At 45.4% G+C, this 21408-nt stretch carries 11 protein-coding genes and 1 pseudogene; all 12 read right to left on the bottom strand.

Annotation, left to right across the window (positions count from 1 at the left end):
- Positions 1 to 11: 11 nt before the first annotated feature.
- The 12 genes and pseudogenes from PSM36_RS04535 to PSM36_RS04585 all read right to left on the bottom strand — a co-directional run bounded on the left by PSM36_RS04535 (position 12) and on the right by PSM36_RS04585 (position 21166).
- Positions 12 to 893 (bottom strand): hypothetical protein, encoded by an 882-nt coding sequence (locus tag PSM36_RS04535; protein WP_076929246.1) that lies wholly within the window; start codon positions 891 to 893, stop codon positions 12 to 14.
- A gap of 87 nt (positions 894 to 980) precedes the next feature.
- On the bottom strand, positions 981 to 2321 hold the full coding sequence (locus tag PSM36_RS04540; RefSeq protein WP_394333049.1) for an alpha-d-galacturonidase: 1341 nt from the start codon (positions 2319 to 2321) through the stop codon (positions 981 to 983).
- A 154-nt stretch (positions 2322 to 2475) separates the two neighbouring features.
- Positions 2476 to 5274 (bottom strand): alpha-L-rhamnosidase, encoded by a 2799-nt coding sequence (locus PSM36_RS04545; RefSeq protein ID WP_083710928.1) that lies wholly within the window; start codon positions 5272 to 5274, stop codon positions 2476 to 2478.
- Positions 5267 to 6685 carry a glycoside hydrolase family 28 protein gene (locus PSM36_RS04550; protein WP_076929251.1) on the bottom strand — a complete coding sequence of 473 codons (1419 nt, stop codon included), beginning with the start codon at positions 6683 to 6685 and terminating at the stop codon, positions 5267 to 5269. The genes PSM36_RS04545 and PSM36_RS04550 overlap by 8 nt, the downstream gene beginning before the upstream one ends.
- Positions 6682 to 7914, bottom strand: coding sequence for a glycoside hydrolase family 88/105 protein (locus PSM36_RS04555; RefSeq protein WP_076929253.1), 1233 nt, complete (start codon positions 7912 to 7914; stop codon positions 6682 to 6684). The genes PSM36_RS04550 and PSM36_RS04555 overlap by 4 nt, the downstream gene beginning before the upstream one ends.
- 21 nt (positions 7915 to 7935) lie before the next feature.
- A complete protein-coding gene (locus tag PSM36_RS04560; protein ID WP_173823120.1) occupies positions 7936 to 9222 on the bottom strand; it encodes a rhamnogalacturonan acetylesterase in 1287 nt (428 codons plus the stop codon).
- A 22-nt stretch (positions 9223 to 9244) separates the two neighbouring features.
- Positions 9245 to 9559, bottom strand: a complete 315-nt coding sequence (gene rhaM / locus PSM36_RS04565) for an L-rhamnose mutarotase (protein WP_076929255.1) — start codon at positions 9557 to 9559, stop codon at positions 9245 to 9247.
- Between the two features lie 55 nt (positions 9560 to 9614).
- Positions 9615 to 10304: a rhamnogalacturonan acetylesterase gene (locus PSM36_RS17690; RefSeq protein WP_317042245.1), complete on the bottom strand. Its 690-nt coding sequence runs from the start codon at positions 10302 to 10304 to the stop codon at positions 9615 to 9617.
- Between the two features lie 63 nt (positions 10305 to 10367).
- Positions 10368 to 11762, bottom strand: a pseudogene (locus PSM36_RS17695) (glycoside hydrolase family 88/105 protein); the annotation flags it as partial.
- 487 nt (positions 11763 to 12249) lie between these two features.
- Complete coding sequence (locus PSM36_RS04575) at positions 12250 to 14391, bottom strand: RagB/SusD family nutrient uptake outer membrane protein (RefSeq protein ID WP_076929259.1); 2142 nt, start codon at positions 14389 to 14391, stop codon at positions 12250 to 12252.
- A gap of 29 nt (positions 14392 to 14420) precedes the next feature.
- Positions 14421 to 17552: a SusC/RagA family TonB-linked outer membrane protein gene (locus tag PSM36_RS04580; RefSeq protein ID WP_083710929.1), complete on the bottom strand. Its 3132-nt coding sequence runs from the start codon at positions 17550 to 17552 to the stop codon at positions 14421 to 14423.
- A gap of 767 nt (positions 17553 to 18319) precedes the next feature.
- A complete protein-coding gene (locus PSM36_RS04585; protein WP_076929261.1) occupies positions 18320 to 21166 on the bottom strand; it encodes a glycoside hydrolase family 2 protein in 2847 nt (948 codons plus the stop codon).
- Positions 21167 to 21408 lie beyond the last annotated feature (242 nt).

A 21408-nucleotide genomic window follows, 5' to 3' on the forward strand; every position in this document is an offset into this window, starting at 1 on the left:
TCTATAGTTATTCATTCCTCTTTTTTTAACCATTTTTCCGGTACGGGGACAATACAGATATTCATTGAACGGTTATCTTCTGAAAGCATGGCCGACTGGATATGTATTTTTGTACCATCCGGGCTGAATGTAGGGTGGACATGATCTGCTGCGGTGGTTTTGTGGCCTGCCGTGAGGAGTATCATCTCGTCCGTTTCGCGGTTGATGAGATAGAGTTCCCGGTCGAAGTTATCTCCCACGGCAAAACGCTTGTCGGGTGAACCATGAACATGCCAGAAGCCGCTTCCATAAGGGATTTGTCCTGCTATATGCATCTCTCTTGTCCGGATATTAACGATGCCGAGGCCGGTAGGCTTTTCACGGATCCCGGAAGGACCCCACGCTGCTTCCTGACCGGGATTAGCACCTCCTACCGCCGTTCCTTCCGGCCTGTCCGGGTCGTTCGTGTAGGGGATAGGCCGGTGTCCCATAATGGCAAATGCCACCTCATCGGGACTGATAACCGCTTCGTGGGTTACCCACTCGTGCTCCGACCCGGGTAGAGAGGGCGCAAACCGGTACCGTCGGCATTTACTATCCATTCCTCCCGGGCCCGGACCCATGTTACGGGGACCGAAAGGTTCTGCTATTCCGGTTCCTTCGGGGAGATACTTCAGGGCCTCTTCCTTTCCCACGCGGAACCATACCCATTCTTCTCCGCCATCGAGAGCCATGTCTCCACCGGCTCCCATTTCGGGAGTGGTAATCCCACACACTCTTTCATACGCTGAAGCTGGTTTCAGGTTACCGGATTTGCTGTCGGAGAAAAGTTTTTCCAAATCGATTTCAACCACTTCTATTGCACCTGGCTCTTTCTCTTCCTTGTTGACTCTTCTTGCGTAATACAACTTCATTGATTTTCTTGCCACGTTGAGCATTCCGGAGTATTAAATGACATGGACGTAAAGACCAGTAGGAATATGAAAAGCGTTTTATTCATTTCAATCTCTATTTAGAAGTTCCGTATAGGTAATATTCTTTTCCGTAATGTTTTCTGCATTTTCCGATCTTTTCAGGAATTTATTCACCCGGTCGACATGAATGTTCTTCATTTCCACATTCTTTATCGGCAACCTTTCATCACCCTTCAACTCGTAAATGGCATCCGCTTCCTCACAGGTTATATTGCTGATATGGATCCCTTCTATACGCGTGATCCTTGTCTCGTGTGTGGGCACAAGATGCCGCCACTGATACAGCACATCGGTGTCTATTTCGAGGATACGCTGTGTTTTTCCCGACGTGAGATTATCCATATAGATGTTTTCCACAAATCCTCCCCTGCGGTGGTTGGTTTTGATAAAGATAAACCGATGTACCGATTGCGGAGCGGCACAGTCATGCATGTAGATATTCCGTACGCCTCCCGAGAGCTCACTGCCGATCCCTAAAAGCACATGCCCTTCGAGTATTGTACAGTTGCGGATGACAATATTTTCGCAAGGAGTATCCAACCGCCACGCATCATGATTCCGTCCCGATTTGATTACTACGGCATCGTCTCCCTGATCGAACGTACAATTTTCCACCAGGAAATTCCGGCTCATTTCAAGATCCACCCCGTCGTTATTGTGTCCGTGTGCCTTGACATCCAGATTGCGTGCCACGCCGCTATTACACATATACAGGTGGATGGTCCAGAAGGGGCTTTCCCGTATCCTGAATCCGTCCAGCAGGATGTTCTCACACCTATTGAAATGGATCAGGTGAGGCCGCAGATTATTCTCGCCGACCGCCATTTGGCGCTCTTCTACCGGGACGCCTGCAACGGCTTTTTCATGCAACTCCACCAAGGCGTTCATATGCGGTTCCGGACGTTTGAACCATACCCTCCATCTGTCCATTTTGGGTTGTAGTATACCATTGCCTGTGATGGCTATATTTTCACATTCATAGGCATATACCAGGGGTGAATAGTTGTAACATTCCAACCCTTCCCACGAAGTCTTTACCGCTGGCAGATAGTCGTTAGGATCATCCGTAAAACTTACTACTGCATTTTCTCCTAAATGAAGATTTACATTACTTTTGAAATGGATCGGTCCGGTCAACCATACACCTGCGGGAACAACCACACGCCCGCCGCCCGCTTTATTGCAGGCATCGATGGCAGCGGCAATTGCCGCCGTATTGATTGCTTCACCGCCTTCTACCGCACCATATTCAGTGATGGGGAAATCTTTATCGGGATAAATCAACACCTTAATCGTATCCATAGGGAAAGGGGCTTCCACGACAATTTTCTCAAATTGACGGGAAGGCTGGGATGAACACGCTACCATAAAAACGGCCACGGTCATCACTATCAATATTGCTGATTTTTGAATTGTCATTGTATGTTGTTTTATGTTATTCGTTGAAAGTCGTTGCGGGTTTTTTGTGCTGCAAGGGAAAAGGCAGAAAGAACTGAAAAGAGTAATAGGCAGATTGTTTTCATTATAGTGAAATGGTTTTAAGCTCCTGAATCGTGACAGGCCCTAATAAACCGGAAGGAGCGATATCCCAGATGTCGAACATCGTAGGTTTATAGGTTATGCTTACAAAATTGATCTCGTGGAAAATACGCCATTCTACCCCACGACGGTCATAATCGGCGATGCGGTTGGCCGGGAGGTTGGTTACGTCGATCTCTATGGTGTTCTCCCCGTCGCGCAGCAACGACCCGATCGTTGTTTCGAAAGGTACGGCATACAGAGTTCCTGCATCCTGTCCGTTGATCTTTATCCGGGCGCTTTCCCGTACATCACCCAGAGAAAGGAGGTATTCGCATCCGGGTGTTTTGATGAAATCGAATGTCATTGAATATCGTCCCGTACCCATATTCTTTTTCAGTACTTCATTACCGATATCTGTCCATGATACGAGTGCATCCAATGCAAAACTTTCGGTAACTGCCGGTTCACTTTCTTCAAACTGTAACGTCCAACCGTTGTTGAGGGTGACGTTGTTTCCTGTGAGTTGATAGTAAGGCCATTCTTCGGCTTCTATTTTTTTCCTGTTGAATGTTTTCAGGATAATTGATTCACCGGGTTTCAACTGCATATACAGCTCTGTTCTACCGCTATTCTTACGCAGTCTGGCCAACCCTTTCTCCCCGTTCATCGGGTTAAAGAAGAGGGCACTTTCGGCTTTTACTCCTAATGGAACCCATCCGTCTACGGGGTTGTTCTTCAACATGGAGAAGAAATAGATATGTCCGTTGTCATGTTTTCTGCGGATCAGTTGTCCACCCAATTCCGATACGAAGAGTTCTTCGTTCTCTTTCCATGTCGCCAGCATATCCTTGTAGTCGTTACCGGTGATAACCGTCCCTTTTTTCATTATATTGACAGATACATTTTCGAAAGAGGCGACTTCCGGGAATAGCGACAGTTGTTCCTGAAACAGGTTTTTCCGCTCTTCCAGACGGGATAATCCCGGTACATCGGAAGGATAGTGATCCGAAATGATCACGGTAGCTCCCTGTTCTGTCAATTTCCTGATCTGTTCCATTGTTTCGGCCGGGATATATTTCACTGCCGGTAATATCAGGGCCTTGTAGGTGGTTCCACCTTCTGTTTTCAGCAGTTCGTTTTCAACAGTAGTGGTACTTATGAAACGATCGGAGATATAATCGAGATCGTAACCGCATTCCATGATCTTTTCCACCGCTTCACAGAAGTCCGGAATCCTTTCCCGCATTCCGTGGATGGCAAATGTGGCAAAATAGTTTCCGCGCAATCCTTCCCAGATATCGTAAAGAGGGAGGTATAACAGAAAATCGTTGTCAGGTTTTCCGCTTTGCAGGAATGATTGTACCCGTGCGATATAGTCGAAGAATACAGGAGCATCTTTCCAGATGGTATTAGTGGGGGACATGTCCACCGACGCGTAGAATTTCCATCCCGGCCATGCGGCATCTTCGGGCGAGTAGGTGGTACCGTGGAAGTAAATCCTGTTTACTCCGGAGGTAAACATCTGGTCGATCTCCGGTTTGGCCTGCGAGAGGGAAGTCCTGAAATGCTCGGTGAGCCAGGTAAATGTTTCGGAAGAGGTGTATGTTTTACCCGCTATATGGGCAGCCGACGAAGCATATTTGAGGATGGTGGGGTCGCTGTCGTTCTTTTTGCGGATGGAATCTTTCCGCAGGCCGGGGATGTCGAAATCGGTGATACCGAATGATTCGCACTCGGGTATGTCTACGGCGGCATACAGATCCAGCAGGTTTGCCGGCGATCCGTGTGCCTGGTTCCTTGTTTTTACCCCGTGCGCATGTGCCCATTCGGTCCAGGGTCGGGTAAAGTTCTCTTTGAGCAATTCGCCAATGGTTTCCCTGTAATCGGTGATAACACGTACGGAAAGCTCCGTTGCTCCTTTGGCCAGCAATTCGGGGAAATAATCCTGCAGTTTGTATCCCCTCCTTTTTTCAAATTCGTCCAACAGTTCCGGAGTCCAGTCAGCGCCGTACACTTCATACGAATCGTTGAAGAAGGTGTTTGGGAAAGGGGTGTTATTTTCGGCAAACGCGGTATCGAATTTTCCGAGGTAACGCATGACCGCCTCCTTATCGAAATGGTTGAGCACGTAACCCTGTCCGCCCGGCGCCGCCCTTTTTACTTCTTGCCGGGTTTTTCCTATAAACAGCGCGACCAATGTGAACTCTTTTCCTTCCGGCGCCGTCCAGTTGAGTTTCCCTTCCGCCGATACCTTATCCGTAATATCCACACTCCCACCATCCGGGGTGTATGCGATAAGTTTATTTAACCGGGCAAACGGTTTCTGTCTTTCGTCCCGTACTGTGACCGGCTCATCGAGTGATTGCCCCCCTTTGAGCTGGTATTCCTGAAAAACAGCCCTGGTGGCTGCATCCTCCAGGGTCACCTCAGGTCCCCCGAAGGGCCATCCCGTACCATTATTCATATCCACTCCCATTCCCAGGCGGGCCGCTTCGGAAATGGTGAAATCCAGCATATTCATCCATTCGGGTGAAAGGTAATTGAGATAATGCGCTTCACGCCCTTTTACGCCGTAGATAGGTGTGATTTCCACGCCCCCTATCCCTGCCTTGCCCAACGCTGCCAGATTGTATGCCAGGTTTGCAGAATCCACGTCACTTCCTAACCACCACCAGCGTGTCCAGGGTTTACTTTCCCGGGTTATCCGGGGCCAATCAGTGTCTCCCGCAACCCCGGTGGGGGAAGAACATCCCGTCAGGATAAAGAACAGGACGATGGCCATAATTACTGTATTATTCATTATAACTTACTGTTAATTGAATGGGTTGCCCATCCGTGGAACACACGTTGACATTCTCCATGCGCCAGTTTTTTGTATGCCGGACGGAGCCGGCATGCTGTGCATTGATTCGGATATTACTTAAATAAAAATCTTCCATTTTCGAGAGCTCACTTCCTTCCACGCTAAAGGCTCTTGTGGCATTGGAAACCCTTATACCGGATAAATGGATATTGTTGAAAAAGGGTATTGCCTTCTCCGGCGGATTTACTTCCTGTAGCATCTTATTCCAGTGGTCGGGCAATTCCTTCCCTTCGAATTCTTCGGGAAGGACAGAGTAGCTGTACGATGGATTCCAGTTCATAGTCGCTTCAATGGCTATTCCCACTTCTTCCATCTCAATATTCTTGAGGTAGATATGTTGCGTGGTGCCGCCCCTGTTCATGGCCGATTTGAAACGAAGTCCGACTGATGTCCCTTTTGCTTTAAGGTCATGCGCCAGCACATACCGGATATCGCCTGAGGTTTCGCTCCCGCATGTGAACAGGCCGCCTCCGGCTCTGGATATGCAATGGCGGATGACCACGTATTCCGTGGGTTTGTTTACCCGCAGTCCGTCGGCATCACGTCCCGCTTTCAGGCAGAAATTGTCATCGTTGCAATCAATATCGCAGTTTTCTACCAGAATATAAGAAGAGGAATCGATATCGATGCCGTCGGTACTGGGGCCATGTCCTCCTATGTTGTTTCGTATGGTCACTCCGTCTATGGTACAATACCGGGAGTAGAGTAGGTGGATCGTCCAGAATCCGGCTCGTTTGAATGTCACATCCTGCACGGTTACGTCTTCCGATTCCGATACCAATAGTGTCCGAGGGCGTTTGCAATCGTAATCTACGATCCAGCGTAACCCTTTCATTTCATATTCTTTTCGCATCTCCCAATAGGAATCCCAGAAAGGTTTGCCTTGTCCGTCGATCTCTCCTTTTCCGGATATCCTGACGTTCTTTTTCCCTATAACATTTACAAGGGCTGAGGGCCAGACCATCTCTATCCCCGCCACCCGTGTGTCGATATCGGGATAGTCTTCAATTCGTTGACTTCCCAGAATGGTTACACCCTGGGGGATTTTGAGATGAACCTCGTCTTTCAGATAGATGGATCCTGTCAAATAATTTCCGGGAGAGAAGGTTACAATCCCTCCCCCAGCACGTTCACAAGCATCGATCGCAGCCTGTATCGCTTTTGTGTTCAATGTATTTCCGTCGGCGACAGCTCCGAAGGAGGAGACATTGAATACCCTGGTACCGGAGGGTCCGGTACGTGCTCCCACGTCGTTTACCCAGGTGAGTTCCGAAATCCTGAATCCGGCAAAGACAAAGGCGGGGATACATAAAGAACACAGGATAATCAGCGTCTTTATTCCTCTCATTGTGCACTGTTTAGTTTCATTATTTCGATGGCTGTGCCGATGATCAATCCCAATCCGTGTTTTTCATTGTCGCCGACTGGGCGGTTGAAGTAGAACGGCAGGTCGTTGCTGATACCGGTTCCTACGCACACGTTGGTAAAACGGCCGTCAGTGGTTATCTCGTTGTTTTTTAATACATTCCATCCTGCTTTTGCAATACTCTGGTAAGCGGGATCAATCCACTGGTTATTGATTGCTTTGGCAACACCATACACAAACATGGCCGTCACCGACGACTCATCGTAAGAATCGCTTTTATCTAACAACTGATTCCACATTCCGTTGGCATTCTGCCATCGGGAAGCGCCTACGATCTGTTTTTCCAGTATGGAAATCAGTTTACCTCGTTGGGCATGATCCTGTGGCATGGCTTCGATCAGATCGACCAGCGAGATCATGATCCAACCATTCGCCCGTCCCCAGAAAGCGACTCCGTTTCTCTGCCAGTCAGTATAATAGCAGTGAAAGTAGAGTTGTTTTTCGGAACACCACAAATATTCATCCATTAGGATAAGTTGTTTGGCTGCTTCGTCGAAATAGCGGTTATCTCCCGTAAATTTCCCCATCCGTGTCAGGAAGGAGGTCCCCATATACGCATCGTCGGCCCAAACAGTCATATTTCTCGGGAAAGTTCGGCTGAGGGTGCCGTCGGCCAGGCGGTTCTGACCGTTCATGATATGGTCTGCCGCAGTATTGATATAATCGAGATATCGTTGCTCTTTTTTCAACTGGTATACTTCGATAACCGCAGCCCCCATAGCACCGCAGTCATCCAGTTCTTTCGTGTTCCAGAGTTGTCCGAAAGGCCAGTGCCAATGATTGCGGTCGTGCCTGAAAGTGTTCTTGAAGTATTCATAGTTGTCGAAGCCGAAAGCGACATGTCTTTTGGCATAATCTATATATTTGTCCTCGTTAAGATATTCTCCCAGATTGATCATGGCCATATCCAGTACACCGTTCGAATAGTGCCATTCGGTGAGCGGACTTTTGAACCGTACATCTTTCCCTTCGGGTATCTCTGCTGTACTGTTGTAGACGGTGCCGTCGTCCACACCTACAAATTGGGTGACAGGCTGGGACAGGATATTGTCGGCCACAGCTCTTACGGCTTCTTCATCCGTTTTTTTCTGTGCAAACAACGATCCTATAAAAAGGAATAAAAAACAGGGTACCAATACATTTCTCTTCATAATTTTATTTATTGTATAGTTTTAATTTCCATCAGGTTTTATTACGGAATAGAACGGTGTAGGGGGAATAAGAAAGTTATCTATATCATCGGGCTGTGCCGGATCGAATCGACCATAATCCTCTACAATATATTCTTTTAATGGTGATTCATTCTCTATCAACCCTTTCAGGACGCATTTGCAAAGTTGATACCCTCCATACGCATTAAAATGGGTATTGTCTTCCAATGTCTCGGTCTGGCCGGGAAAGGTACCGGCCGGATAATGCACAAAAGCCTTTTTTGACTCTTCAGGCCCCCATGCTTCATATAATACCTTACTCATGTTGTTCAGGTCGATCAGCATCACATCCTCTTCTTCAGCCAGTTGCCTCATCGCATCGGGATATTCGCCCAGCGTATTGATAACCCGGTTGTTATCGTCGAATCTGCGGCGGTGCATCGGCGTGATTAATACGGGGGTGGCACCCTTCCTCCTTGTTTCGTCTATCATATACTTCAGGCTCTCCTTATAACTGGTATAGGGACCTCTGTTTTCTCCTTTTTGCTTTTGATCGTTATGGCCGAATTCGATCATCAGGTAATCCCCTTCCTTCATTTGAGAGAGTATCTTGGCAAAGCGCTTCGCAGAGATAAATGAATTGCCCGCTTCACCCGATTCGGCATAATTGGCGACGGCTATCGCGGGTTTCAGGAATCGGGGCAGCATCTGTCCCCAACCGCACCAAGGCTCATTGTCCTGATCCACTACCGTGGAGTTACCCGCCAGAAAAACGGAAGGAACCGAAACACTTTCTATAACCATCGTCTGTAGTCCAGCCTGTATGCCATTCACTTCGATGGTCAGCTTATCGTCCCAGTTCAGTTTGCCTATCTCCCGAGGTTTGATCCTTACTGAATCCTTTTCTCCGATCTTTGTATTGCGTATGTTAACGATAAAGGATTTGCTGGCAGTCTCTCCTTTTGGTACGTCGATATTTTCCAGCATCAATCTCCTTGATTCGGATTTGATGGTGGTATTGGTCGATTGATCCCTGTCGCCTAGCGTAACAGTTACTTTATAATTTCCTTCGGGTAGATCGATAGAGAAAAAGAAAGGATCATTACCGGCAGGCGTACTGTCCAGATCGTAACCATACGGTGAATTAACGCCGTATATGGTTTGTTCTGTAATCTTTACGAATCCTTTTTTATTCCCTTCACCGAAATAGAACTGGTAATTTTTGTTCTTTCCGGTAGTGCACGATAGTGAAAAGAGAAGGGACAGGCACAGGATACTTGTTTTCCCAAGAAAAGATAGTAACGTCATTGGTCCGTTCATTTGAGTGGTTTCAATCCATGTGGAAAACTTCTTTCAACGGGATAGATACCGGAGAATTGTCAGGATTTGTCTCCATTATATCCGCCATATACGCCCACCATTTCTGTACGATCGGGTTGTCGCCCAGATCCTGTGAAGAGGCATCTCCCTTTACTTTCTGTACGCCAAACAATATGTTCGTATCCTTATCCCAGAAGATGGAATAGTCATACACTCCCGATTCGTGCAATAATAGTGCAAGTTCAGGCCATATTTCGTTATGCCGTTTTTCATATTCCACTTCACACCCTTTTTTCAAAAACATTTTAAATGCATCTCGTTTCATAATAGATATTGTTTTTTAGAGAAATTAGAAGTTAGAAATCTTAAATTTTGAATTTTTATTTAATAATATATTTCCTCAAATCCAATTTCGGCATTGTCTCTATCCCTTCAATCAGCGCTTCACAGTTCAGTATTGCTCCTTCGTAGGAAGTATGTACCCTGTCTTTAAAGAGCTCATTGGTTTTCTCTTTTCCCAAGGTTTCGCATTTTGTGGCTATCAGGTCGTTCATATCGATAAAGAGGACCCCTTCCTGTTCGGCCACTTCCCTCGACCATTTGCCGTATGTCTCATTGTTACGTACCATTTTATTGCCATCCCATGTATTTCCGGGAGTGTGTGACAGTACAATGGGGATTGCGCCACGGGTTTTTGCCTGTCGGATATATATGCGCAAATAATGGCCGAAGGTAAATACTTCCTCGGGACCGCCGTTCCTCTCCATAATCACTGTTTGTGATTCGTCGCCAATCCCTTTCAATGAGGCTCTTGCCCGGCCGGTATTAAGCGGTCCTCCGTCGTTATGGCCGAACTGGATGAAGAGGTAATCGCCCTTTTGTATGCCGGGTAAGACTTTGTCCCATAGTCCTTCCGTATAAAACGTGCGGCTGCTTCTTCCTCCCAACGCATGATTCTCGACAGAGATACGGGTGGTATCGAAAAACTGTTCGAAGAAGCTTCCCCAGCCCCACTGTCCGTTCTCCCCTTTCCCCCGGCCATTTTTCATCGTAGAATCACCTATCAGCATGACGACAGGAGCGTTTTTACTTTTCCGGGTACTCCCGGCGACGATCTGGTCGGGGCGTGTCGCATCATTGACACTGAAAATAGGTGCGGTGGTGGTTTGTGCGGATGAGTAGAATTGTACGGCATTGTCGTTCATCTTCGGGTATTGATTATCCAGCAGACGGATCACTTCCGCGCCGGCCCAGATGACAGGCCCGTATCCGTGTGCCGCATAGACACTGGTAGGACGGTAATAGTAGAAAGCGTGATCGAACGCCATTCCTGTGCCTACACAGGTACCTTCTACCTGTCCGGAACTGTTTATTTTTGTCGAAACGGCATTCCATCCCAATAGCGCTGCCGGGCCGTATGTCAACGCATCGATCCAACCTTCATTGATGGAATGGGCGATGCAATAGGTGAAGATAGCCGTTGCCGACGTCTCATAATAAGAATTGTTCCTGTCCAGCAGTTGGTGCCAGAATCCGTCCCCGGACTGATAAGCGGCTATTCCTTTTATGTGCATTCGCAATAATTGCAGAATAGTTTCTCTTTGAGGATGTCCTTCAGGCAATATATCCAGCGTTTCGACTAACGTCAGCAGTGCCCAACCGTTGGCCCTTCCCCAGAAGAAAGAGGGGTGATCCTGCATGGATTCCACCCATCCGTGACGGAACAATCCTTTTTCCCAGACAAACATTTTGTCGGCAAAAAGGCTTATTTGCCGTGCCGCTTCGTCGAAATAACGGTTCTCTCCGGTGAAAGCTCCCATCTGAGCCAGAGCAGGAATGCTCATAAACATGTCATCCAGCCATACCGTGTTCATCTGTGGCCGCTTACGCGCAAATGTCCCGTCGTATAACCGGTACTCGTTGTACATGATATAGTTCATGTAGTTCCGGATCATCGGTTCGAGTTTTAGTTGGGCATTTTTTCTGCCGGCCTTTATCATTGCCGCACACATGGCACCGGCATCATCCAGCGCTTTAGGAACCAGTACTTGATGTATCTGCGGATCAACGGTACCATGATCATTGATTATCTTCCTGAATTCAGGAGTAACTTCCGATAAAAACTGAAAGCGATTGAATACATAGTCCTCGTATTTTTTATCGCCTGTCGCTTCGGCCGCAGCGAGCATTGCTGCATAGGTTACACCCCATTCGTAGCTGGCTAACCGGAAATCACCTCTTTTAAGACCTGAGTTGTGGTTTATGTCGGATAGATTTATTTCTCTTCCGGTCGCGTTATCTATAAGGGTGGCCGGGGTTGCATTATCAAGGTATGTCAATATCCTGTCGAGTGTACTTTTTATCTCTTTTTTGTCGGGGATACCATAGGGGATAGCATAATCGGGCTGTAATAAATGAAGTGGTGTATTAAAATCATTTATCGGATCCGATTTTTTTTGAGCGTAGGATGGTAACGCAATGATACACGATATAATAAAGAGTAAAACAGTAAAATATTTTTTCTTCATAGACTATTTCATTTTGTAAACATAATATCAACATGATCTTTCAATGCATATCCCCGGTATGTAACTTCCATCTTGATCCGGTGTTTTCAAAGTTACGACATCCGAAGTTGTTTATATCGCTTTTTCCGGAAAAATTTCCATTAAATTGCTGCCAAAATAAAAGCCGGGGTGCAGATGTTATTTTGTGTAGTCGTAAACAGGCCGGGAGGGTAGGACATTGTTTATAGGGATCAGTAAGCAGACGAGGATATAGCTATATCGATATTCCATTTCAAGAAATTCCAAAAATCATCACATCTTTTTTAAGCGTATACATGAAGTTCAGATATTTAATCGGTTATAATCAAGATTATAAAGGAAGAGTGCCTGCTCGAAGGCGATTTTTGAGTATACGTAATGGGGCACCCTTCCTTTTTCTTTATTATTAATGTATCATATTAACATATCCTTAATTATAACTTTTAAAGCCTGTGTTACAATGAAATTATTACCATCCCGGGTTCTGAAAGGCTGCTTTTTGACTGTCAGTAAGCGGTGAACCGTCGTTTTGGGTCAAACCATCGATGAAGGTTTGAGGTATTGGTCTAAGAACATGTTTCTCTGCAATATTGGGAGCCGCTTGCGGATTAAACGCTTTGGCGCGTTTTATTAACAAGCCGGTACGGCTCAATTCTTCCCAACGATTCCATTCACCGTTCAATTCACGGGTACGCTCGTTAAAAATAAAGTTCAACATACGGTCATAATCACTCGTCACACCCAATGCAGAAAGAATGCTTTCATCTTCGGCAGGTAATTGGTTGTAATCACTGATTTGTAATGAAGATGCCGCTGTTGTCCTTTCAATTCCCGTAGACAGATAATAAGTGTTCCGGGACAGATATATATTACCGGCTGCGTCCTTAAGATTACCATTGTCATATCCCGGATGGGAATTTCTAAACCAATTCACATAATTATCCGTTTTGCCGTTTTTGGCATAATTAGTCGTTGTTGAATGAAGCGGATTGCTTAACGGAAAAGCAATAGAACCATCGACATACAATTCACGATCTTCACCAGCTTTCCATTGACCACGTGCACGCAATATGTTTACTGTTGCAATGGCTGCCTGATAATTTCCCTGTCGGACTTGTGCCTCGGCTTTAATCAGGTATGTTTCGCCCGTACGGGCCATCGTTACATCGCGGAAAGCATCTCCTCCTTCTGCCGTGCGTGTTCCGTCCTGCGTTTTATTTAATCCGCAGAATACATTGGACTTGGTGGCATCGCCGTTACTGTTGTAATTAGGCAATACATATTGTCCATTCAGGAACAACGGAAAAGCATTCGGCACCCATTTGTTTGTTTCCGGATTAATAAATGTACTTCCGCCGGTAACAGGGCGTCCGAATTTACCATACGGTTCTCCGTTAAAACGGTTGTCGTCTTTTTTATTCAGAATAAAGATAATACCCTCGTCCCCTAAGTCAACGGCACTTTCACCGAATGATTCATTTAATTCGTTATTTACTATGTTATTCACGCCATACACCGTCCTGAATGATTTCCACAAACGAGCGTCACTAATATTGTCATACGTGGTGTAATTATATTCGGTAGGACGGCAACGTTGAAAATCCTGCCCCCCGATATGCGGTCCACGACTTACCCAGCCACCGCTAAACGTGTTAAACTGAGGAGTAAAATAGGAATGTGTACGATTGCCAAAACGTCCTTTGCTAGACGCATCGGCATTGTGCTGGGCCGACATCAATATTTCGGGTAATCCTTCGTTTGGATTATCCACGCCTGTCCAACGGGCAAACAGATCCCAATAGTCGCTTGCCAACGGACGGGCTGCTATTACTTCGTCACAAAGTGAAATGCACTTGGTAAGATCTGCTTCAATATAATTAGAGTTCCAACTACTGTTTCTTTCCGAAGCCCTGAATAGCAAAGCTTTCGCCCAGAAATGGGCCGCAGCATATTTTGTCCATGTACCCACACCCCTCCAGTTTGTAGTTGGAAGCAGTGCATATGCGTTCTCAAAATCAGAAATAATCTGGGCCATGGTTTCTTCTTCATTGGCACGTTCAAAGTATCGTACTACTCCACTCAGCGGTTCTGTTTGGACAACTACGCCACCGTATTGGGCAAACAGTCGGTAATAGTTATAACCACGCAGGAGATAGGCTTCTCCCATGCACCTGTTACGGATTTCTTCATTTGAAATTTTATCTCCGTTGGCTATTAGTAAATTGGCGGAAGAAATGCCGTAATACATCTGATTCCATAAACCGTCTACCGGAGGGCAGTTATTATTGGCGGCACCGGTTGCAACCGTAGCATTTGAAGGATTTAAACGGTTGTCGTAAGTGTTCCACGGTTCACTGGTTAAATCTGCACCGTTAGTGAACTCGTCGGTACCGTAAAGCGTAATACCGTAGGCCCATTCATAACCAAAATGCCAGCGAATATTTCCATAAAGAGAGGTGGCTAATGCTGTAAGACCTTCCTCTGTTTCAAAATATTGTGTGGTATAGGCAGTGGTATTTTCTTCGTAAAGAAAATCATCACCACAAGATGAAAAACCAATAGAAAACGATAAAGCTGTGGCAATCAATATTTTATTATATAAATATTTCATAAAATGATCTTATTTAATAAATTCATAAATTAAAATCCTATTTCAATACCGAATGTAACTCCCCTGTTATAGTAAGTTGTACCAAAGTCAAGGTCGAGGAAATCTATGGAAGAATACAAGTTACCCGGATTGCGTAATTGAGTATAGACTTTCAGATTATTGACCCCGATTGTTTTACAAATATTGTTCGGCAAGAAGTATCCCAAAGAGATATTTCTAAATTTGACGAAAGAAGCTTCCTTAAAGCCGAGCAGACTGGAGTACGCATCGCCACTTACACCCGGTGTTCCCGTGTAAACCGGCTTCTGGTATTCGGCTCCTGTATTATCCGGAGTCCAATAATCGATCTTGCGTTGGTTGGGGATGCCGTTTTGAGTTTCACCTCCGGTTGATACCAAATAATTCATACGTCCGTAGAGCTCAATATTTAACTCGATACCTTTATAATTGAAAGTATTACTCCATCCCAAAGTCCAGCGTGGATTGCGATTTCCTAAAACTACACGATCCTCACTGTCAATTATATAATCGCCGTTCTGATCGACAGGCCTTACACTACCCGCAGTGAATTTTTCACCATTTTCATTGAATTTAGCCATTTCCGCAGCATCACTTTCCTGCCATAGACCGGCATTGTCATATCCGTAATAGACACTAATAGATTGTCCGATAAACCATGAGTTATCGACCATATCATTTTTACCGTTAGCCAATTCTACAATTTCCTCTTTTTGCCAGGCTGCGTTCAATGTAGAATTCCAATTAAAGTTTCTTGTTTCAACCGGAATAATATTCAATGAAACGTCTACACCTTTATTCTTGGTTTTGCCGACGTTAGCCATTGTACTGCTGTAACCGGTCAGGGTAGGGATAGACATTTGCATCAGCAGGTCTTTTGTATTTGACTTGTACAGGTCAATCGCACCTCCGATTCGTCCTCTCAGGAAAGTGACGTCAAGCCCGAGATTCCATTGAGTGGTTTTTTCCCATTCAAGCGCCGGGTTAGCCATCAATACGGAGTTTGAAAAATAATAGGGTTCGTTGGTCCCGTAAGCCAATGCATTACCGGTACCACCAAAAGGAATATAAAAAGAACGGATACTTCCTAAAGTAGCATAAGCATCAATTGCGGAGTTCCCGGTCATCCCCATACCCAAGCGGAGCTTCAACTGATCTAACCATGAAATATCCTGCATAAATGCCTCCTGATCCAATCGCCATCCCAAAGCCGCACTGGGGAAAAATGCCCATTTATGGCCTGCCGAAAGGACGGATGATCCGTCGTAACGACCCGAAACAGTCAGTAAATAACGGTCTTTAAATGAATAATTAATACGCCCCATGTAAGAAGCAAGTTGCGATTGAGTTAATCCTGTACCCATAGAAGCTCTCGAAGTCGAATTGGTAATATCCACAGAACCCATATTGTTCCATTTATAACTTTCTTTGGGAATATTCTCTGCACTCATACTGGCGGTTTCAATATCGTATTTAGAGGCAGATTGCAGTAATGTCACATCAAACCTATGGTCATTTATCGTTTTATTGTAAGCCAGGATATTGTCCAATACCCATGAGAATCTTCTGTCATAATTCCAGGAAGCATAACTTGTGCTGCCCTGACGTACAGCTGAAGACTTATCGATATAAATGCCACGGCGATAATATCTGAAATCAGGGCCGAAATTGCTTCTAAAACTCAACCCTTCTAATGGATTCCATATATTACCAAGATCGATATTTGCATAAAAACTACCTAAAACACGCAATGTTTGCCTATGCTCATTCGATTTTGTCCACTCATCAATAATGGTATACACTCCGTTCAGATTTCCCGGAGTCAATATAATTTCACCATTGTCATCATAAGGTAATGCGACATTGAATATTTGTTTTGCTGCCGCATAAATTTCCGTAGGACCGGAATTTGAGGATTGTCCTGTTCTGGAGAAACCATAGCTTTGGTTACTCCAGGCAGCATTGATTGAACCACCTATGTCAAACCATTTTGTCGGACTGATATCAGTAGACATGGTTGCATTGTATCTTTGAAATGATTGTCCTATTTGAGTTCCTTCATTGTTTAAATAACCGAGTGAAAAGAACGACTTGATCCTATCGGTTCCACCGCCTGCACTGATGGTGTGCTCCTGGGTTACCCCGGTTTGAGTAACAAAATCCGTCCAGTCCGTATTCGTAACTTTTGAACTGTCCCAACTGCCGCCCGACCAACCTTTCATAACGTTGTCGTAAGCTGTTTTATCTAATGCACTGAAGAATATTTCATCTTGTTCTTTAGAGGGTTGGTTACCAGTGGAGTAATCGCTGGGATTGGCATTGTAATGAGCCCAGCGCCGCCAGGTAATGTATTCGCTGGCGCTCATTGCAGGAGCCAAATCGTGTATTTTTTCGGAAGTGAAAGTTCCTGAATAATTCAGTTGGAAAGAGCCTGATTTACCTCGTTTTGTTGTTACGAGAATTACCCCGTTAGCGCCGCGCGAACCGTAAATAGCAGTGGAAGATGCGTCTTTCAGCACATTAATACTTTCAATATCACGGGGGTTAATACTTTCTATACCACCGGAACTTAATACTACTCCATCAACCACATAAAGAGGAGCATTGGTCGCGTTTAAAGACCGATTACCACGAATACGAATCGACCCTAGTTCTCCTGGACGTTGGGCGGAAGTAATATCCACACCAGCCACTTTACCCTGTAGAGCTTCAAAAGCATTGGTTACCGGTTTTGTTGACAGATCCCTGGCTGAAACAACTGCTAAAGCTCCGGTCACATCACTCTTACGCATGGTTCCATAACCGACTACGATAACCTCATCCAATAATTCCGTATCTTCTTCGAGTATTACGTTTATGGATGTCCTTCCGTTAACAGAGATCGATTGTGAACGCATACCCACGTAAGACACTTCCAATGTCCCGTCGGAAGGTACGTTGGTTAGTACGAATCCTCCATCCACATCGGTAATTGTTCCGGTCGTTGTCCCCTGTACCTGAACAGTCACACCGATCAAAGCTTCTCCCGATTGGTCGGTAACTGTGCCTCTTACGGTAAGATTCTGGGCAAATGCACCTACGGAAATTGCCCATATCAGTACGGATAATATTCCTTTCGTCAGATTAAAAATTTTTCTTTTCATCTCATTTCTCAATTTGTTTAGATTAAATACTAATTCATTTTCAATTTGGGCTATTACTGAAATATAATCATTATGATTTTGTGTGAATTACATATAATATTCTAATGGTAAATGATAAAGTTGTTATAGCGTCCCTTTTCTCTTTTCAGTTCTTTCAAGTAATAACTTCAGCCATTATTTAAAGTATTAAATTTGAAAAAAACTCTATGGTTAGATAAAATTCCGATTATACATTTTATTACAACTTAAGTCGTTAACCAATAAATCAAATCATTATAATTATAATAATAATTGATGGAAATTTTGAAAATTTATCGTTGCAAAAATAGCATTGAAGAAGGGAAACCACCTGTAATTTCCGTTCGATTTCATGTAAAATTGTACACATTAAAGCATCCTGAACATTATTACATGTTTTGTACAATATTCATTATTGCTGAATAAGCGCTTCATGAATAATGGATTAACAATATTTAAGTTAGCAGATGGTGCTGTTGAGCGTAACTTCAAATCGGCGCATTGATATTTCTATTACGGATAAAAAACCGGAATATTGTGCACGGGCAGAACTGTAGTATGAAAAAAGAAAAGTGCGTGTTTTTCTAATTTTGTAGAATTCTTGTCAGGGTAACCGTATACTCAGGCATAAGAAAAGCAAAGGTGGGAGCCTTTGCTTTAACGGATGCAGACGTGGAGTTTGTGACCGGTATAAATTACCATTGGACAGAATTATTGATTTTTCAAAAATGGAAATGAATGTGCCGAATTCATAAATGGCGCCCGCTGAAATCAAACCACAGGTTCATGTGTACCCCTTCGTCTCCTATTTTTATCCGGATATTGGAGGGCTGGCTGTTCGGACCTTGTTGTGAAACCGGTTTGAAACAGCGTATGGCCGGTATTTCATAGAGGAACGATATATCTCCTTCCGGAAATGCGGGATTGGCACTCCAATTGGTTTTGTTGTCTGCCGGTTCCGCCGGAGTAAAGACGCGCATAAACACGCCGTCGCTTGCGCTGTAGACCGTAAAAGGAGACTCGGAAGTGAGGAGTGTGCCCCAATACAGGTTGCCGTGATAGCCTTTGAATTCGGGATAAACCATATTCTCAAAGTCGGCTCCGGTAATGGTATTGTTGTAATCTTTATTCCAAATCCCGTAATTGGCTCCGCGGATACGGTTCCGCCAAACACGGTACGGGCCGCGCCCGAACCATTCCATGCTCTTTACGTTTTCTTCGGGATAAGAGAATGTGAACCCGAAAATGGGTATATTGTCTTCAAAAACAGCTTCATCGAATCCTATTCCCGCCCTTGCGTTGTTCAGCGTAACGGCGTGCATGTTCAACAGTCCGGCAGGTGTCATTTCCCAGCGGATGGAATCGACCGCACCTGCATAAAAGACCGTAAAAACGGCGTTGTCGCCTTCCTGACGATGTTTTACCTCTTTTACACGGGCTTTCATGCCGACAGGCAACGGCCCGTTATTGAATGATAGGGTACCGTTGTTATTCCGTACTTCGTGGATCAGCCCGTCTGTGGTGTTGAAACTGACGATTACGCCCGGGGCCGACAGTTTTATTTTATCACCTTCTTGGCGAACCGTGGCTGTACCCGGTTGAATGGCTTGTCTCAACTGCTTTTGCGTGTATTCTCCGGCATACCGGATAGGCCATGTCCACGTACATATCTCTTTATTGTGACTGTCCCATGCCTTTATTTCCAGAATATCCCCGTCGAAAAAATTGGGCGGCACACTTATTTTTGCCCTGCCGGCTTCGCGCGGGTCAATGGCGGGAAGATGGACGTCTCCGGAGGAGATTACTTCCTGTCCGGTTCTCCCGCTTAACGGAGAGGGGGCGCTCAGCACCTTGTATTCCATCCGGCAGGTGTTCAGGTTGGAAAACAAATAGTCGTTGCGAACGAGAAATTCTCCGTTAAATGAAGATGTAATAAAGAGCGGCTCGAACCGGATAGGTGCCCAGACTTCACGAACGGTATAGTAACTTCCCTCCTTTTGACGGTAGGGGCCGAGAATACCGTCGGTTCCATTGGAGCCGTCCGAATCCAGGAGCCCGCCCTTGTCTGTACGTTTTACGGCGTTGTCCGAAAAATCCCACATGAATCCTCCTGCAAAAAGCGGGTGGGCGGTATATCTGTCCCAGAAATCTTCCAGACCTGCCCCGTGCCCCTGGTCATACATCCCGTGCTGGAATTCGGTCGGCATAAACACCTTGTATCCGTTTGTAAAACGGGCGATTCCCGTCAGATAAGTCGGGTAATGGTGGGTATCCAAATTGTCAAAATCAGCCCAGGCATGGATTACGTGACGTTTTTGCGGATCGTATTTGCGGTACAGCGGGTTGAGGTCATAATTGAAACCGCCTTCGTTTCCATTGCTCCACAGGATCAGGGAGGGGTGGTTGACATCGCGGGTAACCAGCGACTTCACTAATTTTGATCCGATTTCGGTGCCATATGAATTTTGCCATCCGGCCAGCTCGTTCACGACAAAAATTCCGAGCGAGTCGCAGACATCCATAAAGTGCTTATCCGGAGCGTAGTGGAAGCGTACGGCATTCATATTCATTTCTTTAATCAGTTCCCCGTCCATCAGGCTGATCTCCCTGCTGGTAGTGCGCCCTCCGTCGGGATGGAACGAATGGCGGTTGATCCCTTTCAACACAACCTTTGTGCCGTTTACATAGAGGCCGTCTTTCACGCGGAATTCGACGGTGCGAAACCCGATCCGTTCTTTATGCACATGCACGGTGCTGTTGTTTTTATCAATAAGCTCCAGTTCTATATTATAGAGGTTGGGGGTTTCCGTGTTCCACTGTTTAACAACATCCCACCTGAAATTAACTTCATGTTTGGTACCTGTTTTTAATGAAGCGGATTGTTTTTTATAAGTCGATGGTTGATCGTTACCGTACAGTTTCACGGGAGTGATATTGGCGTTTATCTTATATCCTTCTTCCAACGGGGTAGTGAAAACATCCGCATAAAACGAGCCGTCGGCTTTCGCGTCTACGGCAATCCGTTCGATATTCACTGCGGGTTTCGCTTCCAGATAGACCGGGCGGTAAATTCCACCGAAGATCCACCAGTCGGCTTTCCGCTCGGCTGCATTCACTAACCGGTCGGACGACTCTTTGCTGACTTTTACCTCCAGGTTGTTCTTACCGGTCTTGATCTTATCGGTGATATCATACGAAAAACGGTTGAAACCTCCCTGATGGATATCTCCGGCAAGGCTTCCATTCACGAGAACTTCCGTGTCGGTCATCACCCCTTCAAAAACAATGACTATCTGCTTTCCTTCCCAGTCGGACGGTATCAGGAAAGAGGTCCGGTAGATACCCGTTTCCGTTGGCGGTGTGGCTCCCTTGATGGTGTACCACCTGCCGTAACTGTATTCGCCGAAACCTTGCAGTTCCCATTGGGAAGGGACTTCTATTTTCGACCATTTTTGGCTGTTCATACCGTCACTGCAATAGAAATCCCATGTTTTGGTATCTCCCAGGCCTGTTCCGGAGAGATAAAGCGTTTCCGTTTGCTGTGCCGCTGCATGGAGGGAGAGGAACAGCGTTAAAAGTAAAATCCCTTTCTTCATGTTTATTTTATTTTTAGTTATTTGCATTTTTGAATGGATACATCCCGTTTAAAACTGCTGTTTGTTTAGCGCATTCCCGATTTTCTTCCCGTTAACCGTTACGTTTTTCACGACAAAAACAGATCGCACCGCAGATCGATGTTGCACATGGTCACATGGCAATTTTAAAAATTTGTTATTACAAAATTACGGTTTGAAGTGTGAAACCACCTGTAATTTCCGTGCGATTCTATGTAAAATAG

The organism is Proteiniphilum saccharofermentans (assembly GCF_900095135.1).
In the GTDB taxonomy this organism is placed as follows: Bacteria; Bacteroidota; Bacteroidia; order Bacteroidales; family Dysgonomonadaceae; genus Proteiniphilum; species Proteiniphilum saccharofermentans.

Bases quoted from the DNA above. Each gene is read 5' to 3' on its own strand.
- PSM36_RS04535 (WP_076929246.1), bottom strand. From the start codon at position 893: ATGAAGTTGTATTACGCAAGAAGAGTCAACAAGGAAGAGAAAGAGCCA.
- rhaM (WP_076929255.1), bottom strand. From the start codon at position 9,559: ATGAAACGAGATGCATTTAAAATGTTTTTGAAAAAAGGGTGTGAAGTG.
- PSM36_RS04550 (WP_076929251.1), bottom strand. From the start codon at position 6,685: ATGAGAGGAATAAAGACGCTGATTATCCTGTGTTCTTTATGTATCCCC.
- PSM36_RS04560 (WP_173823120.1), bottom strand. From the start codon at position 9,222: ATGACGTTACTATCTTTTCTTGGGAAAACAAGTATCCTGTGCCTGTCC.
- PSM36_RS04540 (WP_394333049.1), bottom strand. From the start codon at position 2,321: ATGGTAGCGTGTTCATCCCAGCCTTCCCGTCAATTTGAGAAAATTGTC.
- PSM36_RS17690 (WP_317042245.1), bottom strand. From the start codon at position 10,304: ATGCTGATAGGTGATTCTACGATGAAAAATGGCCGGGGGAAAGGGGAG.
- PSM36_RS04585 (WP_076929261.1), bottom strand. From the start codon at position 21,166: ATGAAGAAAGGGATTTTACTTTTAACGCTGTTCCTCTCCCTCCATGCA.
- PSM36_RS04555 (WP_076929253.1), bottom strand. From the start codon at position 7,914: ATGAAGAGAAATGTATTGGTACCCTGTTTTTTATTCCTTTTTATAGGA.
- PSM36_RS04545 (WP_083710928.1), bottom strand. From the start codon at position 5,274: ATGAATAATACAGTAATTATGGCCATCGTCCTGTTCTTTATCCTGACG.
- PSM36_RS04575 (WP_076929259.1), bottom strand. From the start codon at position 14,391: ATGAAATATTTATATAATAAAATATTGATTGCCACAGCTTTATCGTTT.
- PSM36_RS04580 (WP_083710929.1), bottom strand. From the start codon at position 17,552: ATGAAAAGAAAAATTTTTAATCTGACGAAAGGAATATTATCCGTACTG.